This window comes from Micromonospora sp. WMMD987, from assembly GCF_029581435.1.
In the GTDB taxonomy this organism is placed as follows: Bacteria; Actinomycetota; Actinomycetes; order Mycobacteriales; family Micromonosporaceae; genus Micromonospora; species Micromonospora rifamycinica.
The window spans coordinates 6663227-6685630 of the sequence record NZ_CP120861.1; the positions used below are offsets into that span (position 1 = coordinate 6663227).

Sequence of the window (22404 nt, forward strand, 5' to 3'; positions counted from 1 at the left end):
ACTCTCCATCGATGAGAGTGGCCCCTGGTGCATTGGTGCGGCGATCGAGGACGACAGCACCCGGTCACCCACCCCCGGCAGGTCGCCGGACTCGGGGCCGCCGCACCCGGTGCTGTCGGCTCAGGACGGGTTCAGTTTGATGGAGAATCCGTTGAAGATCGACCACACGTCGACCCAGCCCAGTCCGGTGGTGCATCCGGACGCGCCGCACCCGTAGCCGACGCTGACGATGCCGTTCAGCTGGCGGGAGTTGGGGTCGTTGAGGTAGATGACCGGTCCGCCACTGTCGCCACCGCGACCGACGACGCCACCACCATTCGGTACGCCGTAGCTGCCCCAGACGGTGGTGCCGTTCACGTTCCAGCTGGCATTGCCCGCGTAGACAGTCCTGATGTTGCAGACGACCTTCGAGTTGTACCCGAGCTGGCAGGTGAAGTCGCCGACGGCCACATTGCGTACCCCGTTGAGGTAGCGGGCGTAGCCGGTCGCGTCGACGCCGTCCCACGTGTAGCGGTACGTCGGTGCCTCGATGAAGACCGAGTCGATGTCGGGTCGCTTGTACTTGACCTGGCCGATGTAGTTACCGCCGGCCGCATAGACGTTGTTTCCGACGTTGTAGCAGTGGCCGGCGGTGACCAGCCATTGACGGCCGTCCCAGGTGCTGACCGCGGGGATACCGCTGGTGCACCAGGACTCGACCCCGACGGCCGGTCCGAGCGCGGCGCCGGCATAGAACGGGGACGTGTCGTTCCACCGGCTCAGCGGCTTGGACGGCGGCGCCTGCCTGACCCGGATCTCGGTGGCGTCGGTGGCGGAACGCCGCTGCGCGACGGCCGGTGAGGCGAGGTAGGCGTGTGCGGCCTGGGCGTTGTCCACGGCGAGTTCGATGACGCTGCCGTCGACCGAGCTGCCCGCCAGGCTCACCGTGAAGGGCAGGTCCGCGCGGTCGGTGATGGCGGTGATCTCCTGCCGGAGCTGCTGCCGGGACTTCCTGCTCTGGACCACGTTGATCAGCCGGGTGTCCACCCTGGGGTTGACCCTGCGCACCGCGGCGATGAAGGCCCGCTTCTGTCGTACGTCGGTCAGATAGACGTTGACCGACCGGTAGTCGGCGGCCATCTCGACCTGCGTGTAGATGTCCGCCCGTGCGCCCTGACCCACCTGGGCTGCGGCGTCCGCCGCCAGTCGCAGCGGTTCCAGTACCGTGGCCTGCCGTTCCGGCGTCATGGCCGCCACCGTGTCGACGGTGAGCGGCCCGGACGACTCCGCTCGCGCCGGAACGGCCAGGAACGGCAGGACGACACTGACTCCCACCAGTGCGAAGATTCTTCGGAGCGAATTCTTCATCTGCATCCTCTCGACAATGGCAACCGCGTCATGAGCAGAAGCATCATCCAACAATTCAACTTGGGCAATATGCATTCCTGTCGAATCAAGGACTGACCACCGCAGACCCCGGACCAGCTCCGACAGCGGGGCAAGCCCGGACGAAACCCCGCCCGCCCGACTCACTGCCGATGGCGGACGAATCGTTTCTTGTTCCGATTCAGCCCGCGACAATCAGCCACACATCCGGCCCGACACGGTCCACCCCTTGATCAGCTACGTCCGGGTGACTCGACACGCCGGGACAGCTGTCGCTGCGACGTAGGTGATCACGAAGTGCGTCGCCTTGGCGCGGGTGGCGGCACCCGGGTGAGCCGTCGGTCGGGGTAACCGGGGTTGTCCCCGGCACGGTGGAGACGGTCGAGCCGCAGCGGTGACCGGGCCGGTCACCAACTGCGGCGGGTCGGACCACACGGTGACCGGGCCGGGCACCACCCGAGGCGGGCCGGATCACGCGGTGGCGTCTGCCGCCCGGCGCGGCGCGACGGCCCGGTTTTCCTGGCAAGGTGTACGCCATGCCCGCGCTGCTCCGCCCCCGGATGTCCGACTGGACGGTGGTGGTACCCGTCCTGGCGGTGCTGCTGCTCCTGCTCACCTGGAACCGTGAGTTGCCGGGCCTGCTGGTCGCGGTGGTCGCCGCCTTCCTGGCCGGCGCGGTACTGGCGGCCGTGCACCACGCCGAGGTGGTCGCCCACAAGGTCGGTGAGCCGTACGGCTCGCTGGTGCTCGCGGTGGCGGTCACGGTCATCGAGGTCGCGCTGATCGTCACCCTGATGATCAGCGGTGGGGACAAGACCCAGGCGCTGGCCCGGGACACCGTCTTCGCCGCCGTGATGATCACCTGCAACGGCATCCTCGGGCTCTCCCTGCTGCTCGGCGCGCTCCGGCGTCGGGTGGCGGTGTTCAACCCGGAGGGCACCGGCGGGGCGCTGGCCACGGTGGCGACCCTGGCCACCCTGAGCCTGGTGGTGCCGACCTTCACCACCAGCAAGACCGGCCCGGAGTTCTCCCCCGCCCAGCTCGCCTTCGCCGCCGTGGCGTCACTGGCGCTGTACGGGCTGTTCGTGATGGTGCAGACCGGCCGGCACCGGGACTACTTCCTCCCGGTGACCGGCGACGGCAGTGTGCCCGACTCCGACGGCAGCACGCCCGCCCCCGCCGGCAGTGTGCCCGACTCCGACGGCAGCACGCCCGCCCCCGCCGGCAGTGCGCCCGACTCCGACGGCGACGGGCACGCCGATCCGCCGTCGACGCGGACCGCCGTGACGAGTCTGGTGCTGCTCCTCGTCGCCCTGGTCGCCGTGGTGGGCGACGCGAAGACCGTCTCCCCGACCATCGAGGCCGGGGTCGCGGCGGCGAACCTGCCGCAGGCCTTCGTCGGGGTGGTCATCGCGCTGCTGGTGCTCCTGCCGGAGACCCTCGCCGCCGCCCGCGCGGCCCGGCGGGACCGGGTGCAGATCAGTCTCAACCTCGCGCTCGGCTCCGCGATGGCGAGCATCGGCCTGACCATCCCGGCGATCGCGCTCGCCTCGATCTGGCTGGACGGGCCGCTGCTGCTCGGCCTCGGTGGCACCCAGTTGACCCTGCTGGCGCTGACCGTCGTCACCGGGGTGCTGACCGTGGTCCCGGGCCGGGCCACCGTGCTCCAGGGCGGGGTGCACCTGGTGCTGCTCGCGGCGTTCGTCTTCCTCGCCGCCAGCCCCTGACCCGGCGGTGACGCCGCAGCGGCCGGGCGGTACCGCCCGGCCTGCGGTCAGTCGTCGTGCCGTTCGGTGCGGGCCACCTCGCTGAACGCCGCCTCCAGACAACCCGCGAACGGGATCCCGGTCACCTCGAGCAGGTCGGTCACCAGCAGCGGGGCGTGCCGGGCGATGGTCACCGGGTCGGGCGAGGCGTCGCCGTCACCCGGATCGTAGATCCCGAGCGCGCCGGCCAGCAGCACCAGCACGACGTGCGGATCGACGTCGGACTGCCAGGTCTCGGCCGACCGGATGCAGTGCTCCAGCACCCGCCGGACGTCGCTGCCGTCGAGCCCGTCGGGGTGCGCCTGTTCGAGCAGGAGCCGGACCATCCCGCCGAGGACCAGCCCGGCGCGGTCGGCACCGGCGAGCCGGAGCACCGCCCGGTCGTACGTCGCGCCGTCGTGGGCCTGTGCGGCCTCCACCGCTTCGGTGGCGGCCACCGCGATCTCGCGGGCCGGAGTGGGTAGGTGTCGCCAGGTCACCGTCACCCGCCCAGCATGGCAGAAACGACCGATACGCACCCGCCCGCAGGCCCGGGGCAGGGTCGGCGCGGAGACCCGGGGCAGGGTCGCCGGACGGTGGAGACGGGTCGACCGCCCCGGGAACCGGCCCGCGACCCCCGGTGCGAGGAGTCGCCGGCCGTCTTCCCGGGACGGTCGGACGACAACCGGAGTACGCCCCTCAACGCTCCGGCCATCGTGGGTACCGCGCGGGCCGTCACCGGCCCGGGTGGTCAGCAGTACGTGTAGCTGCCCTTGCTCCCCCAACCGCAGGAGTCGATCCTGGTGCCGGCGGAGTTGCGCAGGTAGGCGGTGTCCCCGGTGTTGTTCCAGACGTAGTTCCCGGAACCCCAGTACCGGTGCGCAGCGCTGTTGGTGCCCTTACCGGTGTGGACGTAAACGCTGGCGCCCTTGGCGAGCCGGACGTCGCCGGAGAACGTGTAGACGTGGTTGGACTTGTCGCGCAGCGTCCAGGACTTCAGGTTGAGCGTCGAGCTGCGCCGGTTGGTCAGCTTGACGTACTCGGCGTTCAGGCTGGTGTTGGAGCGGTTGTCGGTGCCCGGCGAGTTGTAGTAGACCTTCGTGATCTCCACGGCGGGCGTGGCGGCCTGGGCCGGGGCGGCGACGGTGAGCGAGCAGCCGATGGCGACGGCGAGCGCTGCGGTGAATCCGACGAGCCTGTTGTTCTTCACACGTACCCCCACAGGTTCACGGGCCGGCGTCGGAGGACGCCGACCACGGAAAGTGGGCCGAGGCTATCGGTGCCGACCGTCAACTGTGGACTCGAAAGGCGTCGCGCCGGCAAACCGGTCCGCCAGTCCCGGCAGTGGGACCTTAATGGCGATCATGGTCGACGCGATCGTCCGGCGACGGCGGCCCTTCCACCGACCCGCACTCCCCCGCCGGGTGGAGCAGGGTGGCCAGCCGGGTCCGGGTCCAGTGGCCGGCGATCCCCGGCCGGTCGGCCAGGTAGTCGACCGTTGCGGTCGGCGACCAGCCGTGGGCCTCCCGCAACCCGTCGGCGATCATCCGCAGGTAGACCGGGGCGGGTGGGGTCCACGCCACGTCGGCCGCCCGCCACGGGGCGGTGAAGGTGAGCATCGGGAGCCCGTCGCGGGTGCCGACCCGCAGCAGGGTCTCGTAGCGTCCCGGCCCGAGGGCGGCCCGGCCGTCGGTCACCGCCTCGTCGAGCGCGGGCAGGTCGTCGCCGGGTGGGCGGTACATCTCCTGCGCGGCGAGGTCGGCGAACTGTGCCCGGCTGAGCAGGTAGCCCCGGGCCGCCGCGACGCCGGGCAGCGCCGGGTCGTAGAAGGCCATCCCGCCGGTCCAGGCCCGGGACTCCCCGGCGAAGTAGACGCCGCCGGGGATCCGTACCGGCAGGGTCCGGCGGGGTGGTCGCCGGTCCCGACAGCCGGGGTACGCCCGCAGCCCGCCGGGCGGGCGGCCACCGGCGAGGTAGTAGCCGAGCCGGGCGGCGTGCAGGTTCGAGCCGTAGGCGACGTACCACAGCAGTTCCACCCCGGCTCCTCCCCGCCCGCCCGGCATCCCACGCTATCGACCGCCGGGACCGCCCGTCCCCGGCGGAACGGGTCGCGGGCAGCCATAAATGATCTTGGCATGGCGGCCCGTGCCCTGCTGAGTACGCTTGATCGCAGCTCCCGGCACCCGCCGGGTCCTGTTGACCTGGGAAGAACGTGGATCACGAGCGAGTCGTCCGGGACGTCACGGTCCGCCTGCCGATGGCGTCGACCCCGGCCGAGGCCTGCCGGTGGACGGTGACCGCGCTCGCCCGGTACGTCCCCGCCACGGTCGCCGTCCTGCTCCAGGTCCACGACCGGCTCCGCTGTGTCGCCGCGACCGGTGCCTGGCAGGTCTTCTCCGCCGTCCCGCCCAAGTCGGGCATCGTCGGCCGGGTGTACGCCTCCGGCGCGGGTGCCACCGTCGCCGACGTCAGCGCCGACCCCGACTACCTGCCGCTACGCCCGGACGTCACCGCCGAGGTCTGCGTGCCGGTACGCGACCCGGCGGGCCGACCGGTCGGCGTGCTCGACCTCCAGTGGAGCGGAGCGGTGGATCTCGCCCCGTGGCGGGAGACCGCCGAGCGGGTCGCCGAACGACTCGGCGCGCGGATCGCCGCGCTGGGCGGACCACCGGCCGAGAGCCGCAGCGAGAAACTGCTCCGGCACGCCACCGCGATGACCTCCGCCCCCACCGACTGGGACCTGATGACCGCCGCGCTCGCCGCCGCCCGGGAGGTCTCCACCCTCTCCGCCGCCGTGCTGGTGCTCGCCGGCCGACGCGGTCCCCGGCTCGGCGCACCCACCGGCACCCCCGGGGAGCTGGAGTCGCGGGTGCGGGCCGCCCTGGCCGACGCACCGGTCGGGCAGCTCGGTCGGCTCGTCGCGCGGGCACACCGGTACGGCGCGGCGTACACGCTGGGCGAGGCGGGGTGCCCGCCCACCGAGGAGCATCTCGCCCTGACCCGCGCCGGGGTACGCACCCTGGTGTCGGTGCCGGTCGGCCCACCGGACGGCGGCGGCGTGCTGCTGGTCGCCGACGACCGGCTGCTGCGTCCCGACCCGACCACGGTCAACCTGATGGAGCTGCTCGCCGGCCAGGCGTGGGCCGCGTTGGAGCGGCTGCGCACCCTGGCCCAGCTCCGGGAACAGGCCAGCCTCGATCCGCTCACCGGGCTACGGCACACCGGCACGTTCGGGCGACGGATCGCGGCGGCCAGCCCCGGCAGCACCGCGCTGCTCGCCATCGACGTGGACGGCTTCAAGACGGTCAACGACACCTACGGCCACCAGGCCGGGGACCGGCTGCTGGTGGGGCTGGCCCGCGCCCTGGAGGCGGCCCTGCGGCACGGCGACGAGCTGTACCGCACCGGGGGCGACGAGTTCGTCGCGGTGATCGACGTGGGCCACCCCGACGAGGCGGTCCGGATCGCCGGACGGCTCGTCGAGGCCGCCCGCCGCACCGGCCGTACGATCAGCGTGGGGGTGGCCCTTCCCCACCCGGGCGAGCCGGCGGACCGCACCCTGCACCGCGCCGACCAGGCCCTCTATGCCGCCAAGAGCCGGGGGCGGGACACCGTGCACCTCTCCACCCCCTGAGGCGGGGCGGGTGCGCGGTGCCGTGGCGCGGACGGGCCGGTCCCGGTGACGGCAGGGCACCGGCGGGCGACAGGCATGTCCCGGTGACCGCGAGGGACCGGCGGGCCGGTCAGCGGGAGCGGTCCCGGACGACGAGTTCGGCGATCTGGGCGGTGTTGAGGGCGGCGCCCTTGCGGAGATTGTCGCCGGTGACGAAGAGGTCGAGGGCGCGCGGGTCGTCGACGGCCCGGCGGATCCGGCCGACCCAGGAGGGGTCGGTGCCGACCGCGTCGATCGGCATCGGGAACTCGCCGGCCGCCGGGTCGTCGACCAGGATCACCCCGGGGGCGTTACGCAGCGCCTCCCGGGCGCTCTCCGCGTCCACCTCGACGCCGAAGACCGCGTGCACCGCGACCGAGTGGCCGGTGACCACCGGCACCCGTACGCAGGTGGCGGAGACCTTCAGGTCGGGCAGGCCGAGGATCTTGCGGGACTCGTTGCGGATCTTCATCTCCTCGGAGGACCATCCCTGGTCGACCAGCGAGCCCGCCCACGGCACCACGTTCAACGCCAGCGGCGCCGGGAAGGGCCCCAGCTCGTCGCCGACCGCCTGCCGGACGTCGCCGGGTCGGGAGCCGAGCACCCGGTCCCCGGCGACCTTGCCGAGCTGCCGCTGCAACGCGTCCACCCCGGCCTGTCCCGCCCCCGACACCGCCTGGTACGACGCGAGCACCAGCTCGCGCAGGCCGTACTCACGGTGCAGCGGGGCGATCGCCACGATCATGGTCAGCGTGGTGCAGTTGGCGTTGGCGAGGATCCCCCTGGGCCGGTGGTGCACCTGCTCCGGGTTGATCTCGGGCACCACCAGGGGGACGTCCCGGTCCATCCGGAAGGCGCCGGAGTTGTCCACCACCACCGCGCCCCGGTCGGCCGCGACCGGTGCCCAGCGCGCCGACACCTCGTCGGGCACGTCGAAGACCGCCACGTCGACACCGTCGAACGCCTCCGGGGTGAGCGCGCCGACGGTCAGCTCCTCCCCCCGGCAGCGCATGGTGCGCCCGACCGAGCGGGCCGAGGCGATCAGCCGGATCTCCCCCCAGACGTTGCGCCGGGAGGAGAGCAGGTCACACAGCACGGTGCCGACAGCCCCGGTCGCCCCGACCACGGCCAGGGTGGGCAGCGACGCCACCGGGGCTACCGCCCTGTCCCCGCGTACACCACGGCCTCGGAGTCGCCGCCCAGCTCGAACTGGTCGTGGATGGCCCGGACCGCCCGGTCGAGATCGGTGTCCCGGCAGACGACGGAGACCCGGATCTCCGACGTGGAGATCATCTCGATGTTCACCCCGGCCGCGCCGAGCGCGGCGAAGAAGCCGGCCGCGACGCCCGGGTGCGAGCGCATGCCCGCGCCGATCAACGACACCTTGCCGACGTGGTCGTCGTAGAGCAGGCCCTTGAACTTGACCGGCTCCTGGATCTTGCTGAGCGCGGCCATGGCGGTCGGTCCGTCGGCCTTGGGCAGGGTGAACGAGATGTCGGTGCGGCCGGTCCCCTCGGTGGAGACGTTCTGCACGATCATGTCGATGTTGATCTCGGCACCGGCCACGGTGTCGAAGATGCTGGCGGCGGCCCCCGGCTCGTCGGGCACCCCCACGATCGTGATCTTCGCCTCGCTGCGGTCGTGGGCAACCCCGGTGATCAGTGCCTGTTCCACGGGAAGGTCCTCCATCGATCCGGTGACCATGGTGCCGGTGTTGGTCGAGTATGACGAACGGACGTGGATCGGCAGCCCCGCGCGCCGCGCGTACTCGACGCTGCGCAGGTGCAGCACCTTCGCGCCGCAGGCGGCCAGCTCCAGCATTTCCTCGTACGTGATGTGCTTGATGTGCCGGGCGTTGGGCACGATCCGCGGGTCGGCGGTGAAGATGCCGTCCACGTCGGTGTAGATCTCGCAGACGTCGGCGTGCAGCGCGGCGGCGAGCGCCACGGCGGTGGTGTCCGAGCCGCCCCGACCCAGCGTGGTGACGTCCTTGGTGTCCTGCGAGACGCCCTGGAAGCCGGCCACGATCACCACCGCGCCCTCGTCGAGCGCGCCCTTGAGCCGCCCGGGGGTGACGTCGATGATCCGCGCCCGGCCGTGCGCCGAGGTGGTGATCACGCCGGCCTGCGAACCGGTGAACGAGCGGGCCTCGTACCCCAGGTTGTGGATCGCCATGGCCAGCAGCGCCATCGAGATCCGCTCCCCGGCGGTGAGCAGCATGTCCAGCTCACGGCCCGGCGGCAGCGGGCTGACCTGGTTGGCCAGGTCGAGCAGCTCGTCGGTGGTGTCGCCCATCGCGGAGACCACCACCACGACGTCGTCGCCGGCCTTGCGGGCGGCGACGATCCGCTCGGCGACCCGCTTGATCCGCTCGGCGTTGGCGACGGAGGACCCGCCGTACTTCTGCACCACGAGTGCCACGACGGCGCACTCCCTCCCAGCGACGACCCTGAGCGTGCCGACGCCGCCGGCTGAAGTCCGGCGGCGCGTGTCAGACCACCCCAGGGTATCGGGCGGTACGTGAGTGCGGGTCAGGTGATCCCACCATCCGGCGCAGGTAGCCGATCTGGAGGGCGTCGCCGGGGGGCCGGCACCGGTCCGCCGGCCCGCCCCGGACCGGTCGCGCGCGGGGCGGTGACGCCCGGCCGCCCGGCGCAGAATGACCCGGTGCATGACCGCCCGCGCCGTATCCTCCGCCGGCCGACCGACGTCCCGACCCCGTTCCGGCCGGTGCCGCCGGTGTCACCGGTGCTGCTGACACTGCCGGTGCTGCTGACACTGCCGGTGCTGCTGGCGTTGCTGACCGGCTGTGCCGCCGACGGCCCGGGCGCACCGCCGACCGGGCCGGTCTCCGATCCGGTCCCCGCCCCGGGGGACACCGCCCGGGACGAGCTGGCCGCGCTGGCCGCCGCCGCCCGGGACCGGCACCTGACCGCCCGGTACACCCTGTCCGGCACCGGCGGACCGACCCGCGACATCACGGTGACCAGCGCGAACGACGGCAGTTGGCGGGTGGACGTGCCCGGGGGTGCGCTCGGCGGGACGGCCGACGTCGCGCTCGCCGCCACCCCGGCCGGGCTGTTCCAGTGCGCGCTGCCCTCGGCCGGTCGTCCCGCTCCGGCGACCTGCGCACGGTTGGGTGACCGCGACGACACGGTGCCGCGCCAGCTGGATCCCCGGGTGCAGCACCCGTTCACCGACTGGCTGACGGTGCTCACCGACCGGCGTACCGCCCTGTCGGTCTCGGCCGCGACCGCGCCGGCCGGGGTGGCCGGACGGTGCTACGCGGTGGACACCACGGCCGCCTCGCTGACCCCTCCGTTGGACGTCGGGATCTACTGCTTCGCGCCGGACGGCACCCTCACCTACGTGCGGGCCGCGCTGGGCACGTTGACCCTGGCCGGACCGCCCGGCCCGGCACCGGACACGGTGCCGCTGGCGGGGCCGGTGGTGGCCGGCGAGCCGCTGGGCCAGCAGCCGGCGGGGACCTCACCGAGCCCGGTGACGACCTGACCCGACTGACCGTTACGGGTGGTCTTGGCCACATTCACCCAGGGGTTTTAATCGGTCAAATCACCCATGGGTGATTCTTCACCCATGGCTGACCTGACCGCGCTGCTCGCCTTCCGCTGGAGCCCCCGGGCGTTCCACCCGACCGCCGAACTGACCGACGACGAGGCCGCGTCCCTGCTGGAGGCGGCCCGCTGGGCACCGTCGGCCGGCAACCTCCAGCCGTGGCGGTTCGCCCTGGGGCACCGCGACGACGAGACGTGGAAACGGATCCTGGTCAGCCTCCCCGCGGCCGACCAGCGCTGGGCCAGACACGCCGCCGCGCTGGTGCTGGGCGCGTACACCGGGGACGACCCGGAGCGGTGCGGGTACGACCTCGGCCAGGCGGTCGCCCACCTGAGCGTCCAGGCCACCGCGCTCGGTCTGTACGTGCGCCAGATCCGCGACGTCGACCGGGCCGCGCTCGCCGTCGACCTCGACCTGCCGCCGGGGATCCGCCCACTGGTGGTGACCGCGGTGGGCCGGCTCGGCGACCCGGCCACCCTGCCCGAGGAGCTGCTCCGGCGGGAGACCGCCCTGCGCCACCGGCACCCGCGCCAGGCCCTACTGCTGTCCTGACCAGGACGGGCGACCACTGGGTGCGATTCCCATCTCAGAGTCCGGACCCATCTTCCCACCCCCCGTCTCATCACGTAGGGTCACTCTGTCATGTGGCGGGCGTACCTTCTCCTTGGTCGCCGCGACGGGGCCTGACCGGCCGGCACCCCGTCGCGGAGTCGAACCGCGCCGTCCAGCAGATCCGAACCACTTCTCGGCAGCCGTCCGGGCACCGTCGCCCGGCACCGCCGACACCTTCGCATGCTGACGCCACCTGACCCACGGGAGCACTCCGTCATGGCTCAACCTTTCACCGACGTCGAGACCGACCCGATCGCCCGGCAACGTCCCAGCCGGATGCCGTACCAGCGCTACCAGCCGTACCACCAGCAGTTCCGGATCGACCTGCCGGACCGCACCTGGCCGACCCGGCACGTCGAGGCCACCCCCCGCTGGTGCGCGGTCGACCTGCGCGACGGCAACCAGGCGCTGATCGACCCGATGTCGCCGGAACGCAAGCGCCGGATGTTCCAGCTGCTGGTGCAGATGGGCTACAAGGAGATCGAGGTCGGCTTCCCGTCGGCCAGCCAGACCGACTTCGACTTCGTCCGGCAGCTCATCGAGCAGGACCTGATCCCCGAAGACGTCACCATCCAGGTGCTCACCCAGTGCCGGGAGCACCTGATCGAGCGGACCTTCGAGTCGCTGCGCGGGGCCCGCCGGGCCATCGTGCACTTCTACAACTCCACCTCCACCCTCCAGCGCCGGGTGGTCTTCGGGCTGGACCGCGACGGCATCACCGACATCGCCACCCAGGGCGCCCGGCTGTGCCGCAAGTACGCCGAGATCCACACCCCGGACACCGACATCTACTACGAGTACTCGCCCGAGTCGTACACCGGCACGGAGCTGGAGTACGCGGTGGAGGTGTGCGGCAAGGTCATCGAGGTGATCGACCCGACGCCGGACCGGAAGCTGATCATCAACCTGCCGGCGACCGTCGAGATGGCCACCCCCAACGTGTACGCCGACTCGATCGAGTGGATGCACCGGCACCTGCCCCGCCGGGACAGCCTGGTACTGAGCCTGCACCCGCACAACGACCGGGGCACCGGGGTGGCCGCCGCCGAGCTGGGCCTGCTGGCCGGCGCGGACCGGATCGAGGGCTGCCTGTTCGGCAACGGCGAGCGCACCGGCAACGTCGACCTGGTCACCCTGGGCCTGAACCTGTTCTCCCAGGGCATCGACCCCATGATCGACTTCTCCAACATCGACGAGATCAAGCGGGCCGTCGAGTACTGCAACCAGCTGCCGGTGCACGAACGCCACCCGTACGCCGGGGATCTGGTCTACACCGCCTTCTCCGGCTCCCACCAGGACGCCATCAAGAAGGGCTTCGACGCGCTGGCCAGGGACGCCGAGGCGGCCGGGGTGCCGATCGACGACTTCACCTGGGGGGTGCCCTACCTGCCGGTCGACCCCAAGGACCTGGGCCGCACCTACGAGGCGGTCATCCGGGTCAACTCGCAGTCCGGCAAGGGCGGCGTGGCGTACATCATGAAGTCCGAGCACCAGCTCGACCTGCCCCGCCGGCTCCAGATCGAGTTCTCCGGCGTCGTCCAGCAGGTCACCGACCACGACGGCGGCGAGGTCGAGCCGGGCACCATGTGGCAGATCTTCGCCCGCAACTACCTGCTCGACCACCAGGTCGACCCGGTCCTCACGCTGGCCGGCTACACGATCTCCACGATCGACGGCAAGGTCGAGATCGAGGCCCAGGTGACCGTGGACGGCACGGCGCGCACCCTCACCGCCGTCGGCAACGGCCCCATCGACGCGTACGTCAACGCACTCCAGTCGGTGGGCGTGGCGGTACGCGTGCTCGACTACCACGAGCACGCGCTCTCCTCCGGCGGCGACGCCCGGGCCGCCGCCTACGTGGAGTGCGACATCAACGGCCGGACGGTCTGGGGCGTCGGCACCGACCCCAACATCGTCACCGCCTCGATCAAGGCCGTGACCAGCGCCACCAACCGCGCCCGGCACTGATTCCGGAGCCCCCTGCGGGGCGGCGATCCCGCAGGGGGCCGGCAGTGGCCGGCCCGGCTAGGCGGCAGACCCGCTAGGCGGCAGGCCCGCTAGGCAGGAGGCCCGGCTAGGCGGCAGGCTCGGCACGGGGCGGACGGTGGACCAGCAGCGCCGCCAGCAGCGCGCCGCCGAGCAGCAGGCCGGCGCACCAGGCCATCGCGCCCCGGAACGCCCCGGTGAGGGCGGCGGCCTGCTCGTAGCCGGTACCGGAGAGACCGACCAGCAGCGGCAACGCGGCCACCGCGAGCAGCCCCCCGGTACGCGACGCGGCGTTGTTGAAGCCGCTGGCCACCCCGGCGAACCGGTCCGCCACGGCGGCCAGCACCGACGCGGTCAGCGGCGCCACCACCAGGGTCAGCCCGACCCCGAACAGCAGCACCCCGGGCAGCACGTCCCACCAGTACGACGCCCCCGGCCCGACCCGGCGCAACAGCAGCAGGCCGCCGGCGGCGACGACCGGGCCGACGGTCAGCAGCAGCCGGGGGCCGGTCCGCGCCGACAGCGCCCCGGCCCGCGCCGAGCCGAGCAGCAGCAGCACCGTCATCGGCACGGTGGCCAACCCGGTCCGCAGCGCCGACCAGCCGACGACGTTCTGCAGGTAGACGGAGAGGAAGAAGGTGAACCCGCTCAGCGCGGCGTAGACCAGCACGGTGAAGACGTTCAGCACCGAGAAGAGCCGGCTGCCGAAGATCGTGGTGGGCAGCATCGCCCCCTCGCCCCGACGCCGTTCCAGCAGCACGAAGGAGACCGCCGCGAGGACACCGGCACCGGCGGCGAGCAGCACCGGCCAGGAGCCGGCCCCGCGTACCGGGGCGTCGATCAGGGCGTAGGTGAGCCCACCCAGCGCCGCCGCGCCGAGCAGCGCACCGGCGATGTCGAACCGCCGACCGGCGCTGCGCGAGACGTTCTCGTCCCGGCTCTCCGGCACCCAGCGCACCGCCGCCAGCAGCACGCCGACCGCGAGCGGCAGGTTGATGAAGAAGATCCACCGCCAGGAGAGCGCGTCGATCAGCCAGCCGCCGACGAACGGGCCGAGCGCGGTGGACACGCCGGACAGCCCGGACCAGGTGCCGATCGCCCGGCCCCGGTCGTCGGGGTGGAAGCTCGCCTGGAGCACCGCGAGTGAGCCCGGGGTGAGCAGCGCGCCACCCGCGCCCTGGAGGAACCGCGCGGCGATCAGCTGGTTGGTGTCCTGGGCCAGCCCGCAGAGCACCGAGGCGACCGCGAACCAGACCACCCCGATCAGGAAGATCCGCCGCCGGCCGAACCGGTCCCCCAGCGACCCGCCGAGCAGGACGAAGGCCGCCAGCATCAGGGCGTACCCGTTGACCGTCCACTGGAGACCGGCCACGGTGGCGTCGAGTTCGGCACCCAGCCGGGGAAGCGCCACGTTGACCACGGTGCTGTCCAGGAACACCATGCCCGAGGCGAGGATGGCGGCGAGCAGTGTCCCCCGCCCGGCCGGGGTACGGATGCGCAGTGCGTGAGCCGGTGCGGTCATGGGTACCAATCTGCCCGGACCGGGCCGGAGACGCCACGAAACGCGGAAACCGTGCTTGGGTACTGTGCGGGATCGCCGGAAGCCCGCAAGCTGGAGAGGTGTCGTCTGTGCGTACCAGATCAGGAGGCCGCGCGGCGGTGGCGGCGGCCCTTGCCGCGCTGCTCGCCCTCGGCGTGGGTGGTTGTGACGTCTCGGTCGAGGAGCCGGAGGCGCCTCCCGCCAACTCCGGCAACGTCGGCGAGCAACTCGCCGAGTTGACCGTCGCCGAGGCCGGCTCGATGAAGGGCTACAGCCGGAACCGCTTCCCGCACTGGCGGGACACCGGCAAGAACTGCGACGTCCGGGACAGCGTGCTCCAGCGGGACGGCAAGGACATCCGTCTCTCCGGCTGCAACGTGGTCGGTGGGCGGTGGGAGAGCGTCTACGACGGGCGGACCTTCACCGACCCTTCCGACGTGGACATCGACCACATGGTGCCGCTGGCCAACGCGTGGCGCTCCGGCGCCGACGAGTGGGACGACGCCAAGCGGGGCGACTTCGCCAACGACCTGACCCGGCCGCAGCTCTTCGCGGTCTCCGCCAGCTCCAACCGGTCCAAGGGTGACCAGGACCCGGCGCAGTGGAAACCGCCGAACCGCGCCTACTGGTGCACCTACGCGGAACACTGGGTAGAGGTGAAACACCACTGGCGGTTGACGGTGACCAGCGCCGAGAAGGCCGCCATCAGCGACATGTTGGGGGGGTGCACATGGGCGAGCAAGCGGTGACACCGACCGGTCCGGGCGGCGACGCCGGACCGGACCCGACCGGACCGGCCGCCGAACCCGGGGGCGGTTCCGGGGCGGACGGGGGTGGGGTCGACCGGGCCGCACCGGCGACCGGGGCGACCACCGCCGGGATGACCGCCGACGGCAGACCCGCCGCGTCGGCCGGAGTGCCCGGCGCGGGGATGACCGCCGACGCCGGCGGCACCGGCACGCCCCGGGAGTTGACCGCCGACCTGGTCCCCGGCCCCGGCGGGGTGATGACCGACGAGGTGGGCGTGGTCACCGGCGAGCTGACCCTGCTCACCCGGTACGCCGACGGCCAGGTCACCCTCACCGTGCAGTACAAGGACGCCGACGAGTGGTACGCGGTGACCGGCGGGACCGCCAAGCTGGCCGACCCGGCCGACCTGGACGCGGTGCACACCGTCGCGGTCGCCCTGCTGCACCGCCCCGAGGGCTGACCGCCCCGGCCCGTTCGTCGAGACAGGCCCCCTCCCGCAGTCCTCGGGAGGGGGCCTGTCGTCGGCCGGTCAGGGGGTGGGGATCAGTTCACCGGGATCACCCGGCGCCCCGCCGTCGTCCGGTCGGACGAGTTCCGGTTCCACCTCGTGCGGGCGGAGCCGGCCGGCGGCGATGTCCTCGGCGAAGTGGCAGGCCACCCGGTGCCCACCGACCACCTCGCGCAGCGCCGGCCGCTCGTCGGCGCAGCGGGTCGGCTGCGCCCACGGGCACCGGGTGTGGAACCGGCAACCGGGCGGCGGGTTGGTCGGCGACGGCAGGTCACCGGCGAGCAGGATCCGCTCCCGCCGGTCCTCCACCAGCGGGTCCGGCACCGGCACCGCCGACATCAACGCCTTCGTGTACGGGTGCATCGGCTCCCGGTAGAGGTCGTCGCTGGACGCCTCCTCCACCAGCCCGCCTAGGTACATCACCCCGACCGTGTCGGCGATGTGCCGGACCACCGCCAGGTCGTGCGCGATGATCAGGTACGTCAACCCGCGCTCGTTCTGGAGGTCCTCCAGCAGGTTGAGCACCTGGGCCTGGATCGACACGTCCAGGGCCGAGACGGGTTCGTCGGCGACGATCAGATCCGGGTCGAGCACCAGCGCGCGGGCGATGCCGATCCGCTGCCGCTGCCCGCCGGAGAACTCGTGCGGATACTTGCTCAACGCCGACGCGGGCAGGCCGACCGCCTTCAGGGTGTCCCGCAGCCGCTGGCTGGTCGCCTCCCGGTCGCCAGCCAGGCCGTGCGCCTTGAGCCCCTCCACCAGCAGCGACTCCACCGACTGACGGGGATCCAGGCTGGACAGCGGGTCCTGGAAGATCATCTGCATCCGGCGGCGGGTCCGGCGCATCGACTCGCCCTTGAGCGCACGGACGTCGGTGCCGTCGAAGACGATCTCGCCGTCGGTCGGTTCGACCAGCCGGAGCAGACCCCGGCCGAGCGTCGACTTGCCGCACCCCGACTCGCCGACCAGCCCGTACGTCTCACCCGCGTTGATCGACAACGACACGCCGTCGACCGCGTAGACGTATCCGACGGTACGGTCGAAGAGCAGGCCGCTCTTGATCGGGAAGTGCACCTTGACGTCGCGCAACTCGATCAGGGGGCGCTCCGCTCCGGCCCGCCCGCCACCGGCGTCGTCCCGCGCTCCGGTCGTCGCGGTCGCGGTCGCCGCCGGCTCGGGTGCGGCGGGTGCGGCTGCCGTCGGCTCGGGTGCGGCGGGTGCCGCTGCGGTCGGCTCGGCCACGGCCGGCGCGGTCGCCGTCGGCTCGGGTGCGGCGGGTGCGGCTGCCGTCGGCTCGGGTGCGGCGTGCGCCGCTGCCGTCGGCTCGGCCACGGCGTCGTCCTCAGGTCCGGTCCGCTCGGTCACAGCGCCGCCACCTCCTCCGAAACGGGGTTGTTGCATCGCAGGTCGCCGCCGGTGGCGGTGGGCTCCAACGGTGGCGGGACGTCCAGGCAGGCGTCCACCACGTTGTCGCAGCGGGGCGCGAAGGCGCAGCCCTCGACCCACGGGATGTTGTCGGCCACCGAGCCACGGATCGCGTGCAGCCGCTCGCCCCGCACCGAGTCGAGTCGGGGCACCGAGCTGAGCAACCCGTGCGTGTACGGGTGCCGGGGGCGGGCGAACAGGTCGTGCCGGGCGGCCCGCTCCACCACCTTGCCGCCGTAGAGCACGTTGACCGTGTCACAGAGGCCCGCCACCACCCCGAGATCGTGGGTGATCATGATGAGCGCGGTGCCGGTCTCGTCCACCAGTTGCTTGAGCAGGGTGAGGATCTGCGCCTGGATGGTGACGTCCAGCGCGGTGGTCGGCTCGTCGGCGATGAGCAGCCGGGGCTTGCAGGCCAGCGCGATGGCGATCAGGGCGCGCTGCCGCATGCCGCCGGAGATCTGGTGCGGGAACTCCGACAGCCGGCGGTCCGGGTCCGGGATGCCAACCGCGTCGAGCAGTTCCCGGGCCTCCCGCAGCGCCTTGCGCCGGTCCATCCCCCGGTGCCGTTCCAGCACCTCGGCGACCTGCACCCCGATCGGGATGACCGGGTTCAGCGAGGAGAGCGGATCCTGGAAGATCATGCCGATGTCCCGGCCCCGCCGGTCCCGCAGGTCGTCGGGGCGGAGCCGGAGCAGGTCGGTGCCCTCGAAGAGCACCTCGCCGGTGACCCGGTTGCCCCGCTTGGGGAGCAGCCCCATGATCGCCAGGCTGGTCACGCTCTTGCCGCAGCCGGACTCACCGACCAGGCCCACGGTCTGCCCCGGCTCCACCGTGAAACTGACCTGGTCGACCGCCGTGAACGGCCGTTCGCCCCGCCGCTGGAACACCACGCTCAGGTCGCGTACGTCGAGCAGGCTCATCGGGTCACTTCCTCACTGTGCTGGTGGTTCGCTCCCGACCGCGGTCGCCGGCCCGCCGGGTTCGCTCCCGACCGCAGTCGCAGGCCCGCCGGGTTCGCTCCCGACCGCGGTCGCCGGCCCGCCGGGTTCGCGCCCGGCCCGTGGCGACCGGTCACCCCGGCCCGCACCGCCGTCACCGCCGGTTCTTCGGGTCGATCGCCTCGCGCATCGCCTCACCGAGCAGGGTGAAGCCGAGCGCGACCACGATGATCGCCAGCGCCGGGTAGTAGGCCAGCTCGGGGCGGACCTCGAAGTAGCGCTGGCCGTCCACGCCGAGCATCAGGCCCCACTCGGCCCGGTTGATGTCCGGGTCGCCGAGGCCGAGGAAGGACAGCGCCGCCGCGTCCAGGATCGCCACCGCGAAGGTCAGGGTGGCCTGCACGATCACCGCGGTCAACGAGTTGGGCAGCATGTGCCGCAGCACGATGTTGCGTTCCTTGACGCCCAGCGCCCGCGCGGCGAGGACGTGGTCGCTCTCCCGCTGGGCCAGCATCGAGCCACGCAGCAGCCGGGCGAAGATCGGCACGCTGACGATCGCCACCGCGAAGATCACCGTCCACTGGCTCGACCGGCTGGCCATCGCGACCAGGGTGATCGCCAGCAGCAGGCTGGGCAGCGCCAGCATCACGTCGGTGAGGCGCATCAGCACCACGTCGACCCAGCCGCCGAAGGCGCCGGCGACCGCGCCGAGCAGCACCCCCAGGGTCAGGCCGATCAGGGTGGCGAGCACACCCACGAAGAGGGTCTGCCGGCTGCCGTGGATCATCCGGGAGAGGAAGTCCCGGCCGAGCGGGTCCGAGCCGAAGGGGTGACCGGCGGTGGCGCCGGGGATGCTGTCCACCGTCAGGTCCCGGGTCAGCTCGTCGAAACGCTGCACCGGGTCGTGCGGGGCGATCAGCGGGGCGAAGAGCGCCACCAGCACGAACAGCCCCACGATGACGAAGCCGATGATGGCCACCGGGTTCCGGCGCAACCGGCGCAGCGCGTCCCGGTAGAGACTGACCCCGCCCTGGTCCGCGGTGGCCCGCGCCAGCTCGTCCAGCCGGGCCCGCTTGCGGTCGCCGAGCCGGCCGATGCTGCGCTCGCCCCGGCTGCCACCGGGCTGGCCGGTGGGGCTGCCGGCCGGGTGGTCGGCCGGGTGGTCGGTGGGGGTGTCGCCGGTACGGGGCTTGCCCACGCCGGGGCGGGTGGTCGGATCGCTCATCGGACACGCACCCTCGGGTCGATGAAGGCGTAGGAGAGGTCGACCAGCAGGTTGACCAGCACGAAGACCAGCGCGGCGAGCAGGATGATCGCCTGGAGCACCGGATAGTCCCGGCCGCCGCTGATCGAGTCGGTGATCAGGGTGCCGAGGCCGCCCCAGTTGTAGACCTTCTCGGTGAGCACCGCGCCGGAGAGCAGCGCGCCGGTCTGGAGGCCGATGGTGGTGACCACCGGCAGCAGGGCGTTGCGCAGGATGTGCCGGCCCCGGATGGTGCGGTGCCGCAGGCCCTTCGCCTCGGCGGTCCGCACGTAGTCCTCGTTGAGCACGTCGAGCACACTGGCCCGGGTGATCCGCACGATCACCGCCAGCGGGATGGTGGCCAGCGTGATCGCCGGCAGGACCAGGTGCCAGAGCGCGTCGGCGCTGGCGTCGAACTCCCGGGTGAGCAGGCCGTCCAGGACGTAGAACCCGGTCACGCTGGTGTTGTCCATCCCGGTGCTGATCCGCCCGGACGGCGGGAACCAGTGGATGTCCTGGGTGAGTACGTCCTTGAGCAGGTAGCCCAGGAAGAAGATGGGGATCGAGATGCCGAGCAGGGTGCCGGCGATGGTCAGGTTGTCGAGGAGACGGCCCCGGTAGCGGGCGGCGAGGTAGCCCAGCGGCACGCCCAGGCCGACCGCGATGATCATGGCGGCGACGGCCAGCTCGATGGTGGCCGGGAAGGCGCGGGCGATGACGTCGGTGACCGGGTCACCGGAGCGGATCGAGTTGCCCAGGTCCCCGGTGAGGACCCGCTGCATGAACTTGCCGTACTGCACGAGGATCGGTTGGTCGTAACCGAGGGCCTTGATCAGCAAAGCCCGGCGTTCCGGGGTGGCCCGCTCGCCGAGCAGCGCCTCGACCGGCCCACCGGGCAGGTTCCGCAGCCAGACGAAGATCAGCGCGGACAGCGCTATCAGCGTCACCACCAGCTGCAGCAGGCGGCGGACTATGACTCGCAACATCTCTCACACACCAGACTCTCGATGGTCGCGGCATCGGCCCGGGTCGGCACTTGCTCCCGACCCGGGCCGATACACGCCTACGGCGTCAGCCGACTGACGTCACTTGTTGACGCTGACCGTGTTGAACCGCTCGTCGGTCAACGGGCTGGCGATCATCCCCTGCACGTCCTTGGTGACGACGATGGCCGGCGGAGCGTGCCAGACCGGCACGGCCGGCAGCCACTTGGCGGCGATGTCCCGGTTGACCTGCTCCCAGGCCGCCTTCTTGCCCGCCTCGTCGACGGTGCCGTCGGCCTTGGCGATCGCGTCGAACATCTCGGTCATGGCCTGGTCGCCGAACTCGACCTTGCCCCGGCCGAAGAAGGTCCCGACGAAGTTGCCCGGGTCGTTGTAGTCACCGGTCCACCCGAGGATGTGCAGGTCCTGCTTGCCGAACTGCTGCACGTCGTCCTTGAAACCACCGTTCCACGGACGCGGCACACCGTTGACCTTGATCCCGACGGCCTGCAGGTCGTTGGCGAGGACGGTGAAGATCTCCTGCGGGTTCGGCATGTACGGGCGGGAGACGTCCGGCGGGTAGTAGAAGTTGAGGGTCAGGCCCTCGGCGCCGGCCTCCTTGAGCAGCTGCTTGGCCTTGTCCGGGTTGTGCTCGTACTTCTGCACGTCCGGGGCGTAGCCGAGCACGGTGTCCGGCATGAACTCGTCGGCGACCTTGGTGCCACCCGGGCCCTTGGTCTGGACGAGCTGCTCGCGGTTGAGGGCGTAGGCGATCGCCTGCCGCACCCGCAGGTCCTTCAGCTTCGGGTTCTTCTGGTTGATGCCCAGGTAGAGGATGTTGAAGGCGGGGCGGTCCAGGACCTGGAAGCCCTCACCGGAGAGCGCCTTGCGGTCGGCCGGGGCCGGGAAGTCGATGCCCTGGACGGTGCCGGCCCGCAGCTCCTGCTTACGGGTGTTCTCGTCCTTGATCACCTTGATGATGACCTTGTCGACCTTGGCCTTCTCGCCCCAGTAGTCGGGGTTCCGGTTCAGGGTGATCTCGTTCTTGGCCTTGTCCCAGCCGCCGAAGGTGAACGGGCCGGTGCCGACCGGGGTGGTGGTCGCGAACGAGCTGTACTCGAAGGAGTCGCCGTTCTGCTTGACCGTGTCGGCGTCACCCTTCTTGAGGGCCTCCGGGCTGGCGATCGAGAGCGCGGTCAGCGCGAACGCGCCGGGGAACGCCCCCTTGTACTTGTTGAGGGTGACCACGGCGGTGCCGTCGTCCTTGGCCTCGCACTTGTTGTAGAGCGCCTCGCCGGCACCCTCGGCCTCGTTCTTGGCGAACCCGCCGAAGACGTCCTGGTAGTAGATCATCTGCGACTGGGCGGCGGCGCCCTTCATGTTGTACCAGCGGTCGAAGTTGTAGCAGACCGCGGCGGCGTTGAAGGGGGTGCCGTCGTGGAACTTCACACCCTGGCGGAGCTTGAAGGTCCAGACCTTGCCCTCGGGGTCGTGCTCCCAGCTCTCGGCCAGGCCACCTACCAGATCGGCCGTGCCGGGCTTGTGCTGGACCAGCGTGTCGTACATCTGCCGGACCGGCCGGAACGACTCACCGTCGTCGTTGAAGATCGGGTCGAAGTTCTTCGGGTCACCGGCACCGGCGAAGATGAAGGTGCCGCCCGTCTTGGCCTCGCCACTGTTGTCATCGCCGCGGTCACTCTCCGCACAGCCGGCCGCGCCGACCGCCAGGGCTGCAACGGCCACGAGGCTCACGGCCGTCCTTAGCCTTCTCGCCTGCATCTCTCACCTCTGTCATCCGCCTGAACAACGCCGGTCCATGGCTCGGTCCGTGAGCGGGAGGCTATGACACGACACACCGAAGCGGAACGGCCGTTAGGCAATCGCTACCAAGCCGACACCAACCGCTTTGTCTGACACCGGCAGATCCCGCGACAAACGGGACTGTCACAGCGACGCCCCGGCGCGATGTGGTGAAATCGGCGGATAATCCGAAACCGCGTGCCGGTGCTGCTCACCCACCGTCACCCCGCCCCCTCCCCCGCTCCGCGTGGGCCACCCGGGTGCCCGACGGACCCCCG

18 protein-coding genes and 1 pseudogene are annotated in these 22404 nt (G+C 71.9%); 7 read left to right on the forward strand and 12 right to left on the reverse strand.

Translation table 11 applies throughout. The annotated features are described in order from the left end of the window. Window positions 1-120 precede the first annotated feature (120 nt). Window positions 121-1347, reverse strand: a complete 1227-nt coding sequence (locus O7612_RS28450; RefSeq protein WP_282268962.1) for a hypothetical protein — start codon at window positions 1345-1347, stop codon at window positions 121-123. 554 nt (window positions 1348-1901) lie between these two features. Here O7612_RS28450 and O7612_RS28455 point away from each other — a divergent pair. Further along, window positions 1902-3092 carry an ionic transporter y4hA gene (locus O7612_RS28455; protein WP_282268964.1) on the forward strand — a complete coding sequence of 397 codons (1191 nt, stop codon included), beginning with the start codon at window positions 1902-1904 and terminating at the stop codon, window positions 3090-3092. A 47-nt stretch (window positions 3093-3139) separates the two neighbouring features. On the opposite strand, the gene O7612_RS28460 is transcribed toward O7612_RS28455, so the two are convergent. The 3 genes from O7612_RS28460 to O7612_RS28470 all read right to left on the reverse strand — a co-directional run bounded on the left by O7612_RS28460 (window position 3140) and on the right by O7612_RS28470 (window position 5146). Continuing rightward, window positions 3140-3616, reverse strand: coding sequence for a hypothetical protein (locus O7612_RS28460; protein ID WP_282268966.1), 477 nt, complete (start codon window positions 3614-3616; stop codon window positions 3140-3142). A gap of 245 nt (window positions 3617-3861) precedes the next feature. After that, window positions 3862-4320 (reverse strand): lamin tail domain-containing protein, encoded by a 459-nt coding sequence (locus tag O7612_RS28465; protein WP_282268969.1) that lies wholly within the window; start codon window positions 4318-4320, stop codon window positions 3862-3864. 142 nt (window positions 4321-4462) lie between these two features. Beyond that, the gene (locus O7612_RS28470; protein ID WP_282268971.1) at window positions 4463-5146 is read right to left on the reverse strand and encodes a histone deacetylase; all 684 of its coding nucleotides are present in this window, start codon (window positions 5144-5146) and stop codon (window positions 4463-4465) included. Between the two features lie 176 nt (window positions 5147-5322). Between O7612_RS28470 and O7612_RS28475 the strand changes: the two genes are divergently transcribed. After that, on the forward strand, window positions 5323-6744 hold the full coding sequence (locus O7612_RS28475) for a diguanylate cyclase (RefSeq protein ID WP_282268973.1): 1422 nt from the start codon (window positions 5323-5325) through the stop codon (window positions 6742-6744). Between the two features lie 109 nt (window positions 6745-6853). Here the strand turns inward: O7612_RS28475 and O7612_RS28480 are convergent, their stop codons facing one another. Together O7612_RS28480 and O7612_RS28485 are read right to left on the reverse strand one after the other, a co-directional pair. After that, a complete protein-coding gene (locus tag O7612_RS28480) occupies window positions 6854-7912 on the reverse strand; it encodes an aspartate-semialdehyde dehydrogenase (protein ID WP_282268975.1) in 1059 nt (352 codons plus the stop codon). 5 nt (window positions 7913-7917) lie between these two features. Next, a complete protein-coding gene (locus O7612_RS28485; RefSeq protein WP_282268977.1) occupies window positions 7918-9183 on the reverse strand; it encodes an aspartate kinase in 1266 nt (421 codons plus the stop codon). A gap of 327 nt (window positions 9184-9510) precedes the next feature. Between O7612_RS28485 and O7612_RS28490 the strand changes: the two genes are divergently transcribed. The 3 genes from O7612_RS28490 to leuA all read left to right on the forward strand — a co-directional run bounded on the left by O7612_RS28490 (window position 9511) and on the right by leuA (window position 12918). Continuing rightward, complete coding sequence (locus O7612_RS28490) at window positions 9511-10275, forward strand: hypothetical protein (protein WP_282268979.1); 765 nt, start codon at window positions 9511-9513, stop codon at window positions 10273-10275. Between the two features lie 84 nt (window positions 10276-10359). Continuing rightward, entirely contained in the window at window positions 10360-10890 is a 531-nt protein-coding gene (locus O7612_RS28495) for a nitroreductase family protein (protein WP_282268983.1), read from the forward strand. 276 nt (window positions 10891-11166) lie between these two features. Next, window positions 11167-12918: a 2-isopropylmalate synthase gene (leuA, locus tag O7612_RS28500; RefSeq protein ID WP_282268985.1), complete on the forward strand. Its 1752-nt coding sequence runs from the start codon at window positions 11167-11169 to the stop codon at window positions 12916-12918. 109 nt (window positions 12919-13027) lie between these two features. Here leuA and O7612_RS28505 read toward each other — a convergent pair. Continuing rightward, window positions 13028-14458, reverse strand: a pseudogene (locus O7612_RS28505) (MFS transporter); the annotation flags it as partial. Window positions 14459-14565: 107 nt separating this feature from the next. On the opposite strand from O7612_RS28505, the gene O7612_RS28510 reads away from it, so the two are divergent. Together O7612_RS28510 and O7612_RS28515 are read left to right on the forward strand one after the other, a co-directional pair. Further along, window positions 14566-15225, forward strand: a complete 660-nt coding sequence (locus O7612_RS28510) for an HNH endonuclease family protein (protein ID WP_282274085.1) — start codon at window positions 14566-14568, stop codon at window positions 15223-15225. Beyond that, complete coding sequence (locus O7612_RS28515) at window positions 15207-15686, forward strand: hypothetical protein (protein WP_282268989.1); 480 nt, start codon at window positions 15207-15209, stop codon at window positions 15684-15686. Before O7612_RS28510 ends, O7612_RS28515 begins: the two co-directional genes overlap by 19 nt. Window positions 15687-15755: 69 nt before the next feature. Here the strand turns inward: O7612_RS28515 and O7612_RS28520 are convergent, their stop codons facing one another. The 5 genes from O7612_RS28520 to O7612_RS28540 all read right to left on the reverse strand — a co-directional run bounded on the left by O7612_RS28520 (window position 15756) and on the right by O7612_RS28540 (window position 22105). Next, window positions 15756-16832 (reverse strand): ABC transporter ATP-binding protein, encoded by a 1077-nt coding sequence (locus O7612_RS28520; RefSeq protein WP_282274086.1) that lies wholly within the window; start codon window positions 16830-16832, stop codon window positions 15756-15758. A 263-nt stretch (window positions 16833-17095) separates the two neighbouring features. After that, window positions 17096-18082, reverse strand: a complete 987-nt coding sequence (locus O7612_RS28525; protein ID WP_282268990.1) for an ABC transporter ATP-binding protein — start codon at window positions 18080-18082, stop codon at window positions 17096-17098. Window positions 18083-18254: 172 nt separating this feature from the next. Further along, on the reverse strand, window positions 18255-19196 hold the full coding sequence (locus tag O7612_RS28530; protein ID WP_348774314.1) for an ABC transporter permease: 942 nt from the start codon (window positions 19194-19196) through the stop codon (window positions 18255-18257). A 125-nt stretch (window positions 19197-19321) separates the two neighbouring features. Next, window positions 19322-20329 (reverse strand): ABC transporter permease, encoded by a 1008-nt coding sequence (locus tag O7612_RS28535; RefSeq protein WP_282268993.1) that lies wholly within the window; start codon window positions 20327-20329, stop codon window positions 19322-19324. 99 nt (window positions 20330-20428) lie between these two features. Next, on the reverse strand, window positions 20429-22105 hold the full coding sequence (locus tag O7612_RS28540) for an ABC transporter substrate-binding protein (protein WP_282268995.1): 1677 nt from the start codon (window positions 22103-22105) through the stop codon (window positions 20429-20431). Window positions 22106-22404 lie beyond the last annotated feature (299 nt).

What these genes read in the sequence shown, in the direction of transcription:
- O7612_RS28525 (WP_282268990.1), bottom strand. Translation starts at nt 18,082, where the DNA reads ATGAGCCTGCTCGACGTACGCGACCTGAGCGTGGTGTTCCAGCGGCGG.
- O7612_RS28495 (WP_282268983.1), top strand. Translation starts at nt 10,360, where the DNA reads ATGGCTGACCTGACCGCGCTGCTCGCCTTCCGCTGGAGCCCCCGGGCG.
- O7612_RS28515 (WP_282268989.1), top strand. Translation starts at nt 15,207, where the DNA reads ATGGGCGAGCAAGCGGTGACACCGACCGGTCCGGGCGGCGACGCCGGA.
- leuA (WP_282268985.1), top strand. Translation starts at nt 11,167, where the DNA reads ATGGCTCAACCTTTCACCGACGTCGAGACCGACCCGATCGCCCGGCAA.
- O7612_RS28535 (WP_282268993.1), bottom strand. Translation starts at nt 20,329, where the DNA reads ATGTTGCGAGTCATAGTCCGCCGCCTGCTGCAGCTGGTGGTGACGCTG.
- O7612_RS28455 (WP_282268964.1), top strand. Translation starts at nt 1,902, where the DNA reads ATGCCCGCGCTGCTCCGCCCCCGGATGTCCGACTGGACGGTGGTGGTA.
- O7612_RS28450 (WP_282268962.1), bottom strand. Translation starts at nt 1,347, where the DNA reads ATGAAGAATTCGCTCCGAAGAATCTTCGCACTGGTGGGAGTCAGTGTC.
- O7612_RS28540 (WP_282268995.1), bottom strand. Translation starts at nt 22,105, where the DNA reads ATGCAGGCGAGAAGGCTAAGGACGGCCGTGAGCCTCGTGGCCGTTGCA.